The organism is Kribbella sp. NBC_01245, assembly GCF_036226525.1.
Taxonomy (GTDB): Bacteria; Actinomycetota; Actinomycetes; order Propionibacteriales; family Kribbellaceae; genus Kribbella.
The window spans coordinates 7,473,630-7,488,059 of the sequence record NZ_CP108487.1; the positions used below are offsets into that span (position 1 = coordinate 7,473,630).

The following is a 14,430-nucleotide window of genomic DNA, read 5'->3' on the forward strand; positions in this document are numbered from 1 at the left end:
GTTGTCCTCATCGTGAGCACTGACCACCTGCAAGGCCGGAGCGCCCCTCCGGTCGATGTAGTCCCGCCGGACCTGCGGATGGCCCGCAGGCTCTGGCCGTTCCTCTTGGCGGCAGCCGTGAGTCTGCTGCCGTTCACCGTGTTCAGCACCTTCCTGGTGCCCATCGCGGCCGCGACCGGCGGCAGCGTGGCAGAGATCGGCGGGCTGCGGGGGCTCGGCGGACTGGCCGCACTGCTGGTCGGCGTGGCCATCGCGCCACTGCTCGACCGGATGGCTCGCGAGCTCGTAGCGGCGTACGGCCTTGCATTGCTGGGCATTTCGTCGCTATTGGGTGCTATTGGCAACATCTTCGCTCTTGCCGCCTTCTGCTTGCTGGTTGGCGCGGCCACGTCGGTGCTCGGGCCTTCGGTTGGTGCCGCGGCGGCTGATCGGTTCAAGTCGCAGGCCGCGGCCGGTCGGGCGGCAACGTTGGTCACGGCAACTACTTCGATGACCGCGATGCTGGCCGCGCCGGTGATCGCCGTGCCCGCGTTGTTGTGGGGTTGGCGAGGAAATCTCGTCGGCGTCGCCGTCGTCTCGCTTGCGTTGTCCGGCGCCTTCTTCTGGCGGGGTCGCGGCCGGAAGGCGCCCGCTATGGCGAACGGCCGGATCGGCTACATCGCGTCGTACCGGGCGCTCGGACGGATCTCAGGCGCAGTGCCGTTGCTCATCGTCGCGATGCTCCGAACGGCCGCGTTTATGGGCTATCTGGCGTATTTGGCCGCGTTCTACGACGAGCGGTTCGACCTGACGCCGGGGTTGTTCGCCCTGGTGTGGACTCTGAGTGGCGCGGCGTTCTTCTTCGGCAACCTGCTGTCCGGGCGTTACATCGCGATGGACCGGCCGTGGATCGGGCCGGAGCGGATGCTGGTGCTCGCCCTCGGCGTGGCCTTGCTGAGCGTGGTGGCGTTCTACTTCGCGCAGACCCTGCCGCTGGCCTTGTTGCTCACGGCAATGATGGGCGCGAGCCATGCCGCCGTGGCCGCGTGCGTAACCACTTTGCTGGTACGTCGAAGCGGCGATCTGCGCGGTTCCGCCCTTGGTGTGAACGCCGCCGGGATGAGCCTCGGCGTCTTCCTCGGCGCCGGCAGTGGTGGGCTCGGCCTCGGTCTCGGCGGCTACCCGGGTACGGCCGTTGCCTTCGGCACCATCACGTTGATCGCGGTTTGCGCGGCGCTTCGAGTGCGACCGCCCGCGCATTGAGGTGACGCCGCTCCGGCTGGCTGGTGGTCAGTCGCGCGGCCTTGAGGTAATGCTCGCGCGCTTCCTGGAGTTCACCCGCTTGCTCCAGGAAGTGCGCGCGGGCGGTCTCGAGCCGATGGTGGTTGGCCAGGCGCGGGTCTTTGCCGAGCTCGTCGAGGAGGTCGAGCCCGGCCTTGGGGCCAAGGACCCGCGCGACGGCGACGGCCCGATTGAGCTGGGCGATCGGATTGTCCGACAGCTTCAGCAGCAGGTCGTACAGCCCGACGATCTGCCGCCAATCGGTCGCGTCCGTCGTCTCGGCTTCGTCGTGCAAGGCCGCGATCGCCGCTTGCAACTGGTACGGGCCCAACGCCGTACGGCTCATTGCATCCGTGACCAGGGCGGTGCCTTCGGCGATGTACGCCCGATTCCACTTGGCGCGGTCTTGCTGGTCTAGGGGTACTAACTCGCCGTCGTCGGTCCGAGCGGCACGCCTCGCATCGGTCAGCAGCATCAACGCCAAGAGGCCAGCGACCTCGCCGTCATCGGGCAGTACGGCGTACGCGAGGCGGGTGATGCGGATGGCCTCGTCGGCGAGTTCGGACCGGTCGAGGCTGGTGTATCCCTCGTTGAAGATCAGGTACAGCACTTGCAGTACGGCGGCGAGTCGTTCCGCCCGCTCCGCGGCTGGTGGCAGGCGGAACGGTAGGCCGGACTTCTTGATCGTCTGTTTGGCTCGCGTGATCCGCTTGCGAAGGGTCTCCTCGGGGACGAGTAGGCCGCGGGCGATCTCCTCAGTGGAGAGACCGCCGACCGCTCGGAGCGTCAGTGCCAGTTGGGACGGCCTCGGCAGGCTCGGGTGGCAGCAGAGGAAGAGCAGGATGAGAGCGTCGTCCTGGTCTTCCGGCTTGCCGGCCGCCTCGCCCTCGGCCGACGGGGCGAGGTAATGGTCGAGGGGGACCTGGGTGGCGACGGTCTCCTCCCGGCGGCGGCGGGCCTGCTCGCTGCGCAGCTCATCCGTCAGCCGCCGCGAGGCCACCCGGATCAACCAGGCGAGCGGATTGTCCGGGAGCTCTGTCGGCCATTGCTGGGACGCCGCGAGCAGGGCCTCCTGGACGGCGTCTTCGCAGGCGTCGAAGTGGCCGTAACGCCGGACCAGCGCGCCGAGAACCCGCGGCGCGAGTTCGCGCAGCAGGTCCTCGATGCGTTCCACCGTCGGTGCGGTCATACGTCGCCGGCGTCGCCGTCCATCAGGGGCCGGATCTCCACGGTGTCGCCGACCGCGTCCGTGATCCGCGCGCCGATCTCGAGCGCCCGATCGAGGCTCGCGCAGTCGATGATCCCGAAGCTGACCAGGACTTCCTTGACCTCGGCGTACGGTCCGTCGCTGGCAACCGGCCCGGTGTCGGTCTTCCGGATGGTCCGTGTGTGGGTCGGATCGCCGAGGCCGGCCGTCGAGACGAACTCGCCCGACTCGGTCAGCTCCTTGCCGAGCTGCTCGTAGAAATCACAAGCCGCTTGGACGTCGGCCGGGTCGAAATCGCCTGAGGCCCAGCTCTCGGCGTTGGTGTAGGCGAGCATGATGAACTTCATTTCCGCACTCCTTGTCCGGTGCCACCGGCGGGCACCTCTGACCCGGATGTCGGAGCCGAAGCGCGCGGCGGGACATCCCTGCCGACATTCTCCCGCCCAGCCCGGTCCACGGCCATGCGCTGCTGGGCCCGGGCGGATTCCCGGGGGAAGATCCGGGACCTCCCTGCTTCTGGCGTCGGCCGATTCGGGGATATCGTTCCGGGTCATGGAGAACCTGCCCGAGCGCCAGAATCCGAATGCCCACGTCCGGGCCTCCGACGTGGACCGCGACCGGGTCATCGAGGTGCTGCGGGACTCGCTGATGACGGGCCGGCTGGACCAGGACGAACATGCCGAGCGGCTCGAGCAGGTGCTGAACGCGAAGACCCTCGGCGAGCTCGAACCGATCACGCATGACCTGGTCGTGCCCGGCCAGACCGCCGGCGCTTCGTCTGCTGCGGCGACCGGGCAGTCCGTCGTACCGATCGAACCGCCCGCGAACCCGGACGACAACGGCGACTTCGTGGTCGGCATCTTCGGTGGCGGCGAGCGTTCGGGCCGCTGGCGGGTGAAGCGCAAGACCACCGCGATCTGCGTCTTCGGCGGGTACGACCTGGACATGACCGATGCCGTGTTCGAGGGCCGCGAGGTGGTCGTGCGGGCGTTCGCGATCTTCGGTGGGGTCGACATCACCGTTCCCGACGGCGTTCAGGTCCGGAACCACGGCGTCGGGATCTTCGGCGGTTTCGGTGGTTGGGGTGGCGGCGGCGACATCGACCCGAACGCTCCGACCGTCGTACTGAAAGGTCTCGCTCTCTTCGGCGGCGTCGGCGGCCAGCCCAGCAGCAAGCGCCACCGCAACCGCGGCAAGGGTGGCGGCCACCACGGCGGCCACCACTCCCACTGACCCTTCTCCTTACCTCTCTTTGCGACGAGTGGACGGGTCCACTCGTCGCAAAGAGAGGGAGGATGGTTCAGCGGAGCTTGCTGAAGAACGCCCGGACGTCGCCGATGAGCAGGTCGGGGGCTTCCATGGCGGCGAAGTGGCCGCCGCGGCCGAATTCGGACCAATGCACGATGTTGTGTTCGAGCTCGATCGTGCGCCGGATCGACACGTCCAGGGGGAACACCGCGACCCCGGTCGGTACCGTCGAACGCTCACTCGCGCCCCAGGCTCCGGCATGCGCGGTCTCGTAGTAGCTGTTGGCCGAGGACCCAGCCGTGCCGGTGAGCCAATACAGCATCACGTTGGTGAGCAGTAGATCCCGATCGACCGCGTCCTCGGGCAGCTCGGCGGCCGGATCGGTCCACTCCTTGAACTTCTCCACGATCCAGGCCAGCTGCCCGACGGGGGAGTCGTGCAGCCCGTACGCCAGAGTCTGCGGCCTGGTGATCTGGATCATCACGTAGCCGGAGCCCTCAGTCTTCAAGTACTCCAGGTGCTTCAGCCGCGCCTGCTCGGCCTCGGTCAGCGTCTCCACGTCGCCCGGGTCGGTGAACGCGGAGAGCCCGTTCGCGTGGACGCCGACGACCTTGTCGGGGTTGAGCCGGCCGAGCCCCGGCGAGACGACCGCGCCGGTGTCGCCGCCCTGCGCGCCATAGCGGTCGTAACCGAGCCGGTCCATCAGTTCGGCGAACGCTCGGGTCACGCGGTTGGTGTCCCAGCCGGCCTCGCCGGTCGGCCCGGAGAACCCGCTGCCCGGGATCGACGGGATCACCAGGTGGAACGCGTCCGCCGCGTTGCCGCCGTACGCCTTGGGGTCGGTCAGCGGGCCGATGACGTTCAGGAATTCCACGATCGAGCCGGGCCAGCCGTGGGTCAGGATCAGCGGCAGCGCGTCCGGCTCGGGCGAGCGCACGTGCAGGAAGTGGATGTTCTGCCCGTCGATCTCGGTGGTGAACTGCGGGTACTTGTTCAGCTCCCGCTCGTAGGTACGCCAGTCGTAGCCGTCGCGCCAGTACTCGGCCAGACCCTTGAGATAGCTGACCGGCACCCCGCGGCTCCAGCCGACATCGGGCAGGTCCGCGGCCCACCGGGTCCGGGCGAGCCGGTCTCGCAGGTCGTCCAGGTCAGCCTGGGGAATGTCGATGGTGAAGGGCCGGATCTCGCTGTTGGTCTCCATACCAAGAACTCTATTCGCCGGTTAGGACGACTTCAGTCCTAGGCTCGTGACAGACTTTTAGCTATGTGGGAAACCTCGGCAAGACTGCTGCGATTGCTCTCGCTCTTGCAGACCCGACGCGACTGGTCCGGCGCCGAACTGGCCGAGCGACTGGAGATCACGCCGCGCACCGTGCGCCGCGATATCGACCGGCTGCGCGGGCTCGGCTATCCCGTACTGGCCACCGCGGGCACCGCCGGCTATCGGCTGGGCGCGGGCGCGAACGTGCCGCCGTTGCTGCTCGACGACGACGAAGCCGTCGCGGTCGCGATGGGCCTGCGTACGGCGGCCGGCGGCTCGATCACCGGGATCGAGGAGACCTCGGTGCGGGCCTTGGCCAAGCTCGAGCAAGTACTGCCGTCCCGGCTGCGCCATCGGATCAACGCCCTGCAGTCGGTGACGGTGCCGATGACCAACACAGGGCCAACCGTCGATCCGAGCACGCTCACAGCGATCGCTGCCGCCTGCCGTGACTCGCACCGCCTGCGCTTCGACTACCGCACGCATGACGGAACCAGCAGCATCCGTACGACGGAGCCGCATCGGCTGGTGCACACGGGGCGGCGTTGGTACCTCATCGGCTGGGACGTCGACCGCGAGGACTGGCGGACGTACCGCGTGGACCGGCTCGACCCGCGCACGCCTACCGGCCCGCGGTTCACTCCGCGTACTCCGCCAGACACCGACATCAGCGCCTACACCTCGCGCGCGATCTCGACGTCGGCCTACCACTACCAGGCCCGATTCACCCTGTACGTCAGCGCCGAGACGGCCGCGGAGCGGATCACCCCCACCACCGGCGCCCTCGAGCCAATCGACGCCCACACCTGCACCCTCCGCGCCGGCTCCAACTCACTGGACGAACTAGCCATCTACGTGTCAGGCAAAGGCTTCGACTTCCAGATCCACGAACCCCCGGAACTGGTCGAACACGTCAAAACTCTGGCAGCCCGTCTAACCCGCGCAACCCAAACCTGAGCCGCTATCCGCGCCAGACGCTGCTCTTTTGCTGCATCGGGCCCGGTGGGATGCTGTGGCTAGTCATAACGGGGAGCACGTCATGGTTACCAACAGCATTGAGATCGATCGTCCTGCTGGTGAGGTCTTCGCCTACCTCGAGCAATTCGAACGCCACAGCGAGTGGCAGCCCTCGCTCATCGCCGCGGAGATCAAGACACCCGGTCCGATTCAGGTGGGCACCAGGGTGGTCGAACGGCGGAAGACGCCGGTCGGCATCCGTGACATTCCGTTCGTGGTCACCGAGCACGATCCGCCGTACTTGCTGTCCTTCCGCGGTACCACCGGACCGGTTCGGCCGGTCGGAACGGCCACCGTTGAGGTGTTGAGCGAGTTCAGCTCGCGGCTGACCTTCGAGGTGGAGCTGGAAGGACGCGGGATCGGCAGGCTCATCGCACCCCTCGCGCTACGCCAGACGGCGAAGGAGATCCCGATGAGACTGCGCGGCTACAAGAAGGCGATCGAGGACGGCACTCCCGGTCCAACCCCGCGCTGACGTCAACCTCCTCTTTGCATTCATTCGTCGCAATCCGCCCTCACCAGCCGCGTGCCTGGACTGGTCCTCTGAGGGACAGAGGGCGGATTGCGACGAATGAATGCAAAGAGAGAGACGGCGGCACGCTCTGGGGCGTTGGTCAGAAGCGACCGATGAACCGGCGACACGCCGCGTCACAAGGGCCCGATGACGCACCCCGGCGCCCCGGGCAGCGTTGGGCGTCCGGGGCGCCGCGTGCTCAGGTGAGGAGGGTGCGGACGGCTTCGGCGGTGCGGTGGGCGGACTGGGGGTTTTGGCCGGTTACCAGGCGGCCGTCGACGACGACCTGGTCGGTGAAGTTGGCGGCCGGGTGGTGCTTGGCGCCCTTCGACTCGAGGGCGTCGGCGAGCAGGAACGGGACGACGTCGGTGAGACCGACCGCTGCCTCCTCCTCGTTGGTGAAGCCGGCGACGTTCTTACCGTCGACCAGGTACGAGCCGTCGGACAGCTTCAGCTCGACCAGGGCCGAGGGGCCGTGGCAGACGGCCGCGACCACGCCGCCGCGTTCGTAGATGCTCGCGGCCAGTCCGGCGAGATCCGTCGCGGCCGGGAAGTCCCACATGGTGCCGTGCCCGCCCGCGTAGAAGATCGCGTCGTACTCGTCGGCCTTCAGGTCCGAGGCCTTCGCGGTGTTCTCGATGTCGACCGCCGCCAGGAATGCCTGCTGGATCTCGTCCGACACGTCGAGGCCGTCGGCGGGCGCCTTGCCACCGGCGACGGAGACCAGGTCGACGTCGAAGCCGGCGTCGGTGAAGACCTTCCACGGCTCGGCCGCTTCGGAGACGTAGAAGCCGGTCTTCTTACCGGTGTCGCCGAGGTCGGAGTGGCTGGTCAGTGCGATCAGGATGCGTGTCATGTGTTCATGGTGACTGGTCGGACCCATAGAAAACCAATAGGACTCCTGGGGTTGTGTCATAAGATTTCCGATGTGTTGTCCCTCGACCTGCTGCGCAGCTTCCTGGCCGTCCACCGGGCCGGCTCGATCACGGCCGCGGCCGAGGTGCTCGGGCTGTCCCAGCCGACGGTGACGGCGCACCTGCGTTCGCTGGAGCAGACCCTGGATCGGCCGCTTTTCGACCGGGTCGCGCGTGGGGTCGTGCCGACCGCTGCCGCGCATGAGCTGGCCCGTCGGGTGGCCGGGCCGATCGACGCGCTGCAGGCGTTGGCCCGGGACGAAGTGGGCGAGTTGCTGGGGGAGACCGTGCACCTCGGCGGGGCGTCCGACTTCCTCTGTCATCAGGCACTGCCCGCACTGGCTGGTCTCGTGGCGGACGGTCTGCAGTTGCGGGTCCAGTTCGGCCTGCCGGAGGCGATGGTGGACGAGCTGCTGGGGCGGCGGCTCGACTTGGTGCTCAGTTCGATTCGCCCGCGCCGTTCCGGGTTGGTCGTGACGCCGTTGTACGACGAGACGTTCGCCCTGGTCGCGGCACCGTCGTACGACCAGGTGCCCGAGGCGGCGTACGGGCCGGACGTGTTGCGCGCCGTACCGCTGGTGGCTTATGCGGAGGAGGCGCCGATCCTGCGGCGGTATTGGCGCACGGTTTTCGGCGTACGGCTGTCGCGGCCGGTGGACCTGGTGGTGCCGGATCTGCGCGGCGTACTCGAGGCGGTTCTGGCCGGTGCCGGGGCGAGCGTGCTGCCGACGTACTTGTGCGAGCCGCAGTTGGCCGCGGGGCGATTGCGCCTGCTGGTGGAGCCGGAGTTGCCGCCGCTCAACACGATCTACGTGGTGACCCGGGCGGACGCCGGGCCGCGCAGTCCGGTTGGCCAAGTACGGCAGGAGCTTCTTCGCGCGTTCGGGTGACCGGGATGGGACCATGACGAGGTGGATAGCGCGCATGATCAACCCCTGCTGCCGTTCATCGGCGGCATGGCCCTGGTCGTCGCGGTTGTCGGCGGCATCATTCTCGCCGACAAGCTCCCGGAGCAACGGCTGGCGTCGAACCTGTTGCGCTCGGGTTCACCCGCCACCGCGACCGAGGTGAGCGTGCTGATCGTGGAGCGGGAGAAGGGGCCGGAGCTGAACCGGGTCCGGGTGACGTTCGAGGAGTTCAACGGGCGGATCGTGCGGGCCGAACTCACCGGCGCCATCACCGAGGACGACGACGCGCGACCGGGCTGGCACGCGCCCGCCGAGTCCTCGCGCTACGCCGAACCCGAGCTGCGTCTGCGCTTCGATCCGGACGATCCGACTCAGGTGATGTCCACGGCCGACGCGAAGGTCCGGGCCGGGCAGACCAGCACGCTGTTCATCTCCGGCGGCATGCTCGTCGGTGGACTGGCCACGGCGGCGTACGTCTTCGTTGCCCGCCGCCCCACCAGACCCGGCCGCGGCGAACTCAAACCGCCAGCGGCCGCCTAGCCCCTGCTGATGGTCAGATCCAGGTTTTGAACCACATTCGGCTCAGCCAGTCGGGATGCGGCAGCACCTGGTCGGTCAGCACCGGCCAGAGATAGGCGAAGTTCAGCACGACGAGTACGACGAACGCGCCCACCGCGGCACTGCCGATCAGCCGGCGCGCGCTCGACCCATACGTCACGCCGCCATCCTCGACCACCGGCGTCCGGGCCGGCCCGAGGATGTGCCCGAGGCAGAGCGCCACCGCCACCACCGTGAACGGGATCATCGTGACCGCGTAGAAGAAGAAGATCGGGCGATCGGTGTACATGAACCAGGGCACCCAGCCGGCCACGAACCCGGTCAGCGCGACGCCGAATCGCCAGTCCCGCTTGCCGATCCACAGCACCGCCGCGGCGATCAGCGCGAACACACCGGCCCACCACAGCAGCGGCGTACCGATCGCGGAGATGACCGACAGGCACTTCGTCGGCGCCTTGGCCTCGCAACCGGGCGAACCCGGCGCGATGTCGTTGACCGCGTCGAACCCGATCGGGCGGGCCAGGACCGGCCAGCCGCCCGGGTGCGACGAGTACGGGTGGGTGGCGTTCTTGATGTAGTCGCTGGTGTGGAAGTCGAGAACTTCCTTGTGGTAGTGCAGCAACGAGCGGAAGTCGTCCGGTACGACCTTCATCACCCCGTGCGCCGGGTTCTTCGAGGCGTAGTCATGCCCGTACGAGTTGTCGTGCAGCAGCCAGCCGGTCCAGGTCGCGGTGTACGTCACGACGGCCACCAGCACAATGCTCAGGAACGCCGGAATCCCGTCCCGCACGGCCGATCGCCAGACCGCGCCGCGAGCGCCGAGCGCCCGGCGGGCACCGATATCCCACGCGAACGTGAGCAGGCCGAAGACCGCGACGAACCAGATCGCGTTCCACTTCACCCCGAGCGCCAGACCGAAGCAGACCCCCGCCGCGATCCGCCACGGCCGGAAGACCAGCGCCTTGCCGAAGCCGCCAGGGGTGTTGTCGTCGAGCGAACGGGCCAGCCGCGACCGCATCCAGTCGCGATCGCAGACCAAACAGGCCATCGCACAGACCAGCCAGAACGCCAGGAAGATGTCGAGCAACGCGACCCGGGACATGACGAAATGCAGGCCGTCCACCGCGAGCAGCAGCCCGGCGATACCGCCGATCAGCGTCGACCGGGTCATCCGCCGTACGGCCCGGATCAGCACCAGGATCGTCAGCGTGCCGGCCAGCGCGGGCACGAACCGCCAGCCGAACGAGTTCATCCCGAACAGCTGCTCGCCGGCCGCGATCATCCACTTGCCGACCTCGGGGTGCACGGTCAGGCTCGGGGTGTCCTTGAAGACGTCGAGATTGCCCTTCAGGATCTCCTTGTCGGCGATGCCCTCGGAGCTGTCGATGAACTGCCGGGCATACCCGAACTTCAGCAGCGAATAGGCGTCCTTGGCGTAGTACGTCTCGTCGAAGACGAACTTCACCGGCGTGCCGAGATGCCAGAACCGCAGGATCGCGGCGAAACAGGTGATCGCGATCGTGGCGATCCACCCGTTGTCGAAGTCGCGCGGCATCGGCGGGTAAAGCCGCTGCTTCAGCGGGGGCAGCCGCCGCCCGAGCACGTCGCGTCCCAGCGTCTCGCGCGGCTCCTCGGCCGGTCGGGATGCGGGCGCGGAGCCGACGGTGTCGTCATCGATCACGGCAGTCACGCACGCCATCGTACGGATCCCCCAGTCCCACCGCCGCCGCCCACACCTCGTCCTTTGCATTCATCGGTCCCAATCCGCCCTCTCCCGTAGGCAGACCTGTACCTGCAGGAGATGGTCAGAGGGCGGATTGGGACCGATGAATGCAAAGGACGAGAGCCGCGATCTCTGCCACGGGTGGTCACATCTGACCCCTGGCGCTGGGCCCGCCAGAGTCGTGCAATTGGGCCGGTGAGCGGACCGCCAGCTACACACGAAGGCGGTTTGCGGCCCGTTTCGGCCGTTTCGAGGCCGTCGTGTGGTGCTGGCGGTCCGCCCAGGCGGTCAAGCACCACAACCCGGCGACGATCGGACGCGAAATGCGGCACCTGGTGCGCGATCACTCGCGAGAGGCCAGGTCGGCGAATGCAAAGACAGGCGGGCGCGGCTCCTAGACTTCCGGTATGACCTCGCGATGGGACGGGCCGTTGGACTCGCAAGAGCAGACGGATGTACGGCGATGAGTGAGGGCGTTGGGCGGTTGGTGCTTGCGGGGACGCCGATTGGGGATCCGGGGGACGCGACGCCGAAGTTGGCGCGGGCGTTGGCCGAGGCGGATGTGGTCGCGGCGGAGGACACGCGGCGGCTGCGCAGGCTCACGAGCGACCTGGGGATCACCGTTACCGGGCGGGTGACGAGCTACTTCGAGGGCAATGAGCGGCAGCGGACCGACGAGCTGGTGCAGGCGCTGACCGAGGGCCTGACCGTGCTGGTGGTGACCGACGCGGGCATGCCGAGCGTGTCGGACCCCGGCTACCGGCTGGTCGCGGCGGCGATCGAGGCGGGGATTCCCGTCACCGCCGTCCCCGGGCCGTCCGCCGTACTGACTGCCCTGGCGTTGTCCGGATTGCCGGTGGACCGGTTCTGCTTCGAGGGGTTCCTGCCGCGGAAGGCGGGCGAGCGTTCGCGGCGGCTGGACGAGCTGAAGAAGGAACAGCGCACGATGGTCTTCTTCGAGGCGCCGCACCGGCTGGCGGTGAGCCTGGAGGCGATGGCGGAGGCGTTCGGCCCGGATCGGCGTACGGCGGTGTGCCGGGAGCTGACGAAGACCTATGAAGAGGTCAAACGCGGCGGCGCGGCCGAGTTGGCGAAGTGGGCCGCGGAGGGCGTACGCGGCGAGATCACCGTGGTCGTGTCCGGCGCGGACCCGGCCGATCGCGAGCTGGGCCCGGCCGAACTCGCCGCCGAGGTGGCCGCTGACGAGGAGGCGGGTACGCCGCGGAAACAGGCCATCGCGGACGTGGCCAAGCGCCTCGGTGTACCGAAACGGACCGTGTACGACGCCGTCCTGGCCGCCCGCGGTGATCAGCCGAAGGCGCCGCGGTAAAAGCATTGCCCGGGCCCACCTAGAATTCCCGTATGTCCGAGAAGGCCTTCTACGTCACCACCCCGATCTACTACGTCACGGCGCCGCCGCATATCGGCAGCGCCTACACGACGGTGGCCGGGGACGTCCTCACCCGCTGGCACGCGCAACGCGGCGAGCGGAAGTGGTACCTGACGGGTACCGACGAGCACGGTGAGAAGGTGATGCGCAGCGCTCAGGCGCAGGGCATGAGCCCGCAGGAGTGGACCGACAAGTTGGTCGAGGAGTCGTGGAAACCGGCCTGGGCCGACGTCGACATCGACTACGACGACTTCATCCGGACCACCGAGAAGCGGCACACCGAGCGCGTCCGCGAGTTCTGGCAGACGCTGTACGACAGCGGTGACGTCTACAAGGGTGAGTACGAAGGCCTCTACTGCGTCGGTTGCGAGGAGTTCAAGCTGCCGACCGATATCAAGGTCGACGAGGACGGCACCAAGCGCTGCGTCATCCACGGCACCGAGCTGGAGATGGTCTCCGAGACCAACTACTTCTTCCGGCTGTCGAAGTACGGCGACAAGCTGCTCGAGCTGTACGAATCGCAGCCGGACTTCGTCGCGCCGTTGAGCGCGCGCAACGAGGTGATCGCGTTCGTCAAGCAGGGCCTGCAGGATCTGTCGATCACGCGCTCGACCTTCGACTGGGGCATTCCCGTGCCGTGGGACGAGAAGCACGTGCTGTACGTGTGGATCGACGCGCTGCTCAACTACGTGTCGGCCGCCGGTTATGGCACGGACCCGGAGCGGTTCGAGGAGCTTTGGCCGGTTGACGTACACCTCGTCGGCAAGGACATCCTGCGCTTCCACGCGGTGATCTGGCCCGCCATGCTGATGGCCGCCGGCGTCGCCGTACCGAAGCAGGTCTTCGCGCACGGCTGGCTGCTGGTCGGTGGCGAGAAGATGAGCAAGTCCAAGCTCACCGCCATCGCGCCGAAGGAGATCACCGACCACTTCGGCTCGGACGCCTTCCGCTACTACTTCCTGCGCACGATCCAGTTCGGGTCGGACGGGTCGTTCTCGTGGGAGCACCTGAGCGCGGTGTACACCTCCGAACTGGCCAACGGCCTGGGCAACCTGGCCTCCCGGATCGCGGCGATGGTCGGCAAGTACTTCGACGGCGTACTGCCCGAGTCGGTCGACCACGGCCCGGCCGAGCAGGCGCTGGCGGACCGGCTCGCGACCGAGGCGCGGATCGCCGACACCGCGATGGACAAGCTCGAGTTCCACGACGCGCTGGCCTCGATCAACGACCTGGTCGGCGCGGTCAACGGGTACGTCTCCGAGCAGGAGCCGTGGAAGGTCGCGAAGGACCCGGAGCTCAAGGGCCGGCTCGCGACGATCCTCTACACCTCCGCCGAGGTGCTGCGGGCCGTCGCGGTGCTGCACCACCCGACGATGCCGAAGGCCGCGGCCAAGCTGTGGACGTTGCTCGGCGCCGAGGACAAGCTCGGCCCGCTCGCCGACCAGCGCATCCAGACCGTCGGCACGTGGGGCCAACTCCCCACCGGCGCGGTCCTGGTCAAGGGCGACGCCCTCTTCCCCCGCCTGACCGACTGACAGCTAGGGGTTCTGGCTACCGCCTTTTGCATTCATTCGTCGGAATCCGCCCTCTCAGCCACCGCGGACCAGCACAGGTCAGCGGACGGAAGAGGGCGGATTCCGACGAATGAATGCAAAAGGCGGCTGTCGTTTTTGTCCAATCCTCTGCGGGTACCGGACGCCTACGGTCGGGGTAATTCGATACTTGGAGGAACCATGACCAGCGGAAAACTCATGCCCGCCGCCGCCGAGATGACCACTCGGGTGGTTGCCGGTGTGACCCCGGAGCAACTCGACGGGCCGACACCTTGCCCCGAGTACGACGTCCGGACCCTGGTGAACCACATCGGCCACTGGACCGGCGAACGCGCCGAAAAGGCAGCCCGCAAGCAACCACAGACACCCCTGGATCCGTCGTACGACCCGATCGAGGCGGTCGGCGGCCTCGACAAATGGTCCGAGCTGTACGACGACCAGGCGCGCGCCGCCGCCGAGGCCTGGACCGAGCCGTCCGCCTCGGAAGGCGAGACCGGTGTATCGGGTGAGGGCAAGATGCCGGCCGGGATGATCGCGGGCATCCTCTTCGCGGAGTACCTCCTGCACGGCTGGGATCTCGCCGTCGCCACCGGTCAGCCCTTCGACCCGGAACCGCCCCTGGCCGAGGAACTCCTCACCCAAATGAACGCCTTTGCTGACATGGCCCGCGCAGGCGGATCCTTCGGCCCGGCCGTCGAAGTCCCGCCCGACGCCCCACCCTTCCACCAGGCCCTAGGCCTAGCCGGCCGCACCCCCACCTGGCAGCCCAGCTAGCCCTGCCTGCCTGGGGTTTTGCATTCATTCGTCGGAATCCGCCCTCGTCCGTCCGCTGACCTGTACTGGACCGCGGTGGCTGAGAGGGCGGATTCCGACGAAT

At 68.0% G+C, this 14,430-nt stretch carries 14 protein-coding genes; 9 read left to right on the top strand and 5 right to left on the bottom strand.

The features are described 5' to 3' along the window. Positions 1-12 precede the first annotated feature (12 nt). Positions 13-1,242 (top strand): MFS transporter, encoded by a 1,230-nt coding sequence (locus OG394_RS34245; protein ID WP_328991337.1) that lies wholly within the window; start codon positions 13-15, stop codon positions 1,240-1,242. Here OG394_RS34245 and OG394_RS34250 read toward each other — a convergent pair. Together OG394_RS34250 and OG394_RS34255 are read right to left on the bottom strand one after the other, a co-directional pair. After that, positions 1,190-2,449 carry an RNA polymerase sigma factor gene (locus OG394_RS34250; RefSeq protein ID WP_328991338.1) on the bottom strand — a complete coding sequence of 420 codons (1,260 nt, stop codon included), beginning with the start codon at positions 2,447-2,449 and terminating at the stop codon, positions 1,190-1,192. The two genes, OG394_RS34245 and OG394_RS34250, sit on opposite strands and share 53 nt — an antisense overlap. After that, positions 2,446-2,814, bottom strand: coding sequence for a YciI family protein (locus OG394_RS34255; protein WP_328991339.1), 369 nt, complete (start codon positions 2,812-2,814; stop codon positions 2,446-2,448). Before OG394_RS34255 ends, OG394_RS34250 begins: the two co-directional genes overlap by 4 nt. A 205-nt stretch (positions 2,815-3,019) precedes the next feature. Here OG394_RS34255 and OG394_RS34260 point away from each other — a divergent pair, with 205 nt between their 5' ends. Next, the gene (locus OG394_RS34260; protein WP_328991340.1) at positions 3,020-3,700 is read left to right on the top strand and encodes a DUF1707 SHOCT-like domain-containing protein; all 681 of its coding nucleotides are present in this window, start codon (positions 3,020-3,022) and stop codon (positions 3,698-3,700) included. Positions 3,701-3,767: 67 nt separating this feature from the next. Here OG394_RS34260 and OG394_RS34265 read toward each other — a convergent pair whose 3' ends face one another. Beyond that, positions 3,768-4,916 carry an epoxide hydrolase family protein gene (locus tag OG394_RS34265; protein ID WP_328991341.1) on the bottom strand — a complete coding sequence of 383 codons (1,149 nt, stop codon included), beginning with the start codon at positions 4,914-4,916 and terminating at the stop codon, positions 3,768-3,770. A 63-nt stretch (positions 4,917-4,979) separates the two neighbouring features. Here OG394_RS34265 and OG394_RS34270 point away from each other — a divergent pair, with 63 nt between their 5' ends. Together OG394_RS34270 and OG394_RS34275 are read left to right on the top strand one after the other, a co-directional pair. After that, positions 4,980-5,933 (top strand): helix-turn-helix transcriptional regulator, encoded by a 954-nt coding sequence (locus tag OG394_RS34270; protein ID WP_328991343.1) that lies wholly within the window; start codon positions 4,980-4,982, stop codon positions 5,931-5,933. Positions 5,934-6,015: 82 nt separating this feature from the next. Then, a complete protein-coding gene (locus tag OG394_RS34275; RefSeq protein ID WP_328991344.1) occupies positions 6,016-6,468 on the top strand; it encodes an SRPBCC family protein in 453 nt (150 codons plus the stop codon). 238 nt (positions 6,469-6,706) lie between these two features. On the opposite strand, the gene OG394_RS34280 is transcribed toward OG394_RS34275, so the two are convergent. Continuing rightward, positions 6,707-7,363 carry a type 1 glutamine amidotransferase domain-containing protein gene (locus OG394_RS34280; RefSeq protein ID WP_328991345.1) on the bottom strand — a complete coding sequence of 219 codons (657 nt, stop codon included), beginning with the start codon at positions 7,361-7,363 and terminating at the stop codon, positions 6,707-6,709. A 72-nt stretch (positions 7,364-7,435) separates the two neighbouring features. Between OG394_RS34280 and OG394_RS34285 the strand changes: the two genes are divergently transcribed. Then, a complete protein-coding gene (locus OG394_RS34285) occupies positions 7,436-8,311 on the top strand; it encodes a LysR family transcriptional regulator (RefSeq protein WP_328991346.1) in 876 nt (291 codons plus the stop codon). Positions 8,312-8,332: 21 nt separating this feature from the next. After that, complete coding sequence (locus OG394_RS34290) at positions 8,333-8,869, top strand: hypothetical protein (protein WP_328991347.1); 537 nt, start codon at positions 8,333-8,335, stop codon at positions 8,867-8,869. Between the two features lie 13 nt (positions 8,870-8,882). Here OG394_RS34290 and OG394_RS34295 read toward each other — a convergent pair whose 3' ends face one another. Next, entirely contained in the window at positions 8,883-10,586 is a 1,704-nt protein-coding gene (locus OG394_RS34295; RefSeq protein ID WP_328991348.1) for a dolichyl-phosphate-mannose--protein mannosyltransferase, read from the bottom strand. Between the two features lie 487 nt (positions 10,587-11,073). Here OG394_RS34295 and rsmI point away from each other — a divergent pair, with 487 nt between their 5' ends. The 3 genes from rsmI to OG394_RS34310 all read left to right on the top strand — a co-directional run bounded on the left by rsmI (position 11,074) and on the right by OG394_RS34310 (position 14,327). After that, the gene (rsmI, locus tag OG394_RS34300; RefSeq protein ID WP_328991349.1) at positions 11,074-11,940 is read left to right on the top strand and encodes a 16S rRNA (cytidine(1402)-2'-O)-methyltransferase; all 867 of its coding nucleotides are present in this window, start codon (positions 11,074-11,076) and stop codon (positions 11,938-11,940) included. Between the two features lie 32 nt (positions 11,941-11,972). Continuing rightward, complete coding sequence (gene metG / locus OG394_RS34305) at positions 11,973-13,535, top strand: methionine--tRNA ligase (protein ID WP_328991351.1); 1,563 nt, start codon at positions 11,973-11,975, stop codon at positions 13,533-13,535. A 198-nt stretch (positions 13,536-13,733) separates the two neighbouring features. Then, on the top strand, positions 13,734-14,327 hold the full coding sequence (locus OG394_RS34310; protein WP_328991353.1) for a TIGR03086 family metal-binding protein: 594 nt from the start codon (positions 13,734-13,736) through the stop codon (positions 14,325-14,327). The last annotated feature ends 103 nt before the right edge of the window (positions 14,328-14,430 follow it).

Excerpts from the sequence above, each read along its gene's own strand:
- OG394_RS34265 (WP_328991341.1), bottom strand. The coding sequence starts at position 4,916 with ATGGAGACCAACAGCGAGATCCGGCCCTTCACCATCGACATTCCCCAG.
- metG (WP_328991351.1), top strand. The coding sequence starts at position 11,973 with ATGTCCGAGAAGGCCTTCTACGTCACCACCCCGATCTACTACGTCACG.
- rsmI (WP_328991349.1), top strand. The coding sequence starts at position 11,074 with ATGAGTGAGGGCGTTGGGCGGTTGGTGCTTGCGGGGACGCCGATTGGG.
- OG394_RS34250 (WP_328991338.1), bottom strand. The coding sequence starts at position 2,449 with ATGACCGCACCGACGGTGGAACGCATCGAGGACCTGCTGCGCGAACTC.
- OG394_RS34255 (WP_328991339.1), bottom strand. The coding sequence starts at position 2,814 with ATGAAGTTCATCATGCTCGCCTACACCAACGCCGAGAGCTGGGCCTCA.
- OG394_RS34280 (WP_328991345.1), bottom strand. The coding sequence starts at position 7,363 with ATGACACGCATCCTGATCGCACTGACCAGCCACTCCGACCTCGGCGAC.
- OG394_RS34275 (WP_328991344.1), top strand. The coding sequence starts at position 6,016 with ATGGTTACCAACAGCATTGAGATCGATCGTCCTGCTGGTGAGGTCTTC.
- OG394_RS34270 (WP_328991343.1), top strand. The coding sequence starts at position 4,980 with ATGTGGGAAACCTCGGCAAGACTGCTGCGATTGCTCTCGCTCTTGCAG.
- OG394_RS34310 (WP_328991353.1), top strand. The coding sequence starts at position 13,734 with ATGACCAGCGGAAAACTCATGCCCGCCGCCGCCGAGATGACCACTCGG.
- OG394_RS34295 (WP_328991348.1), bottom strand. The coding sequence starts at position 10,586 with ATGGCGTGCGTGACTGCCGTGATCGATGACGACACCGTCGGCTCCGCG.
- OG394_RS34260 (WP_328991340.1), top strand. The coding sequence starts at position 3,020 with ATGGAGAACCTGCCCGAGCGCCAGAATCCGAATGCCCACGTCCGGGCC.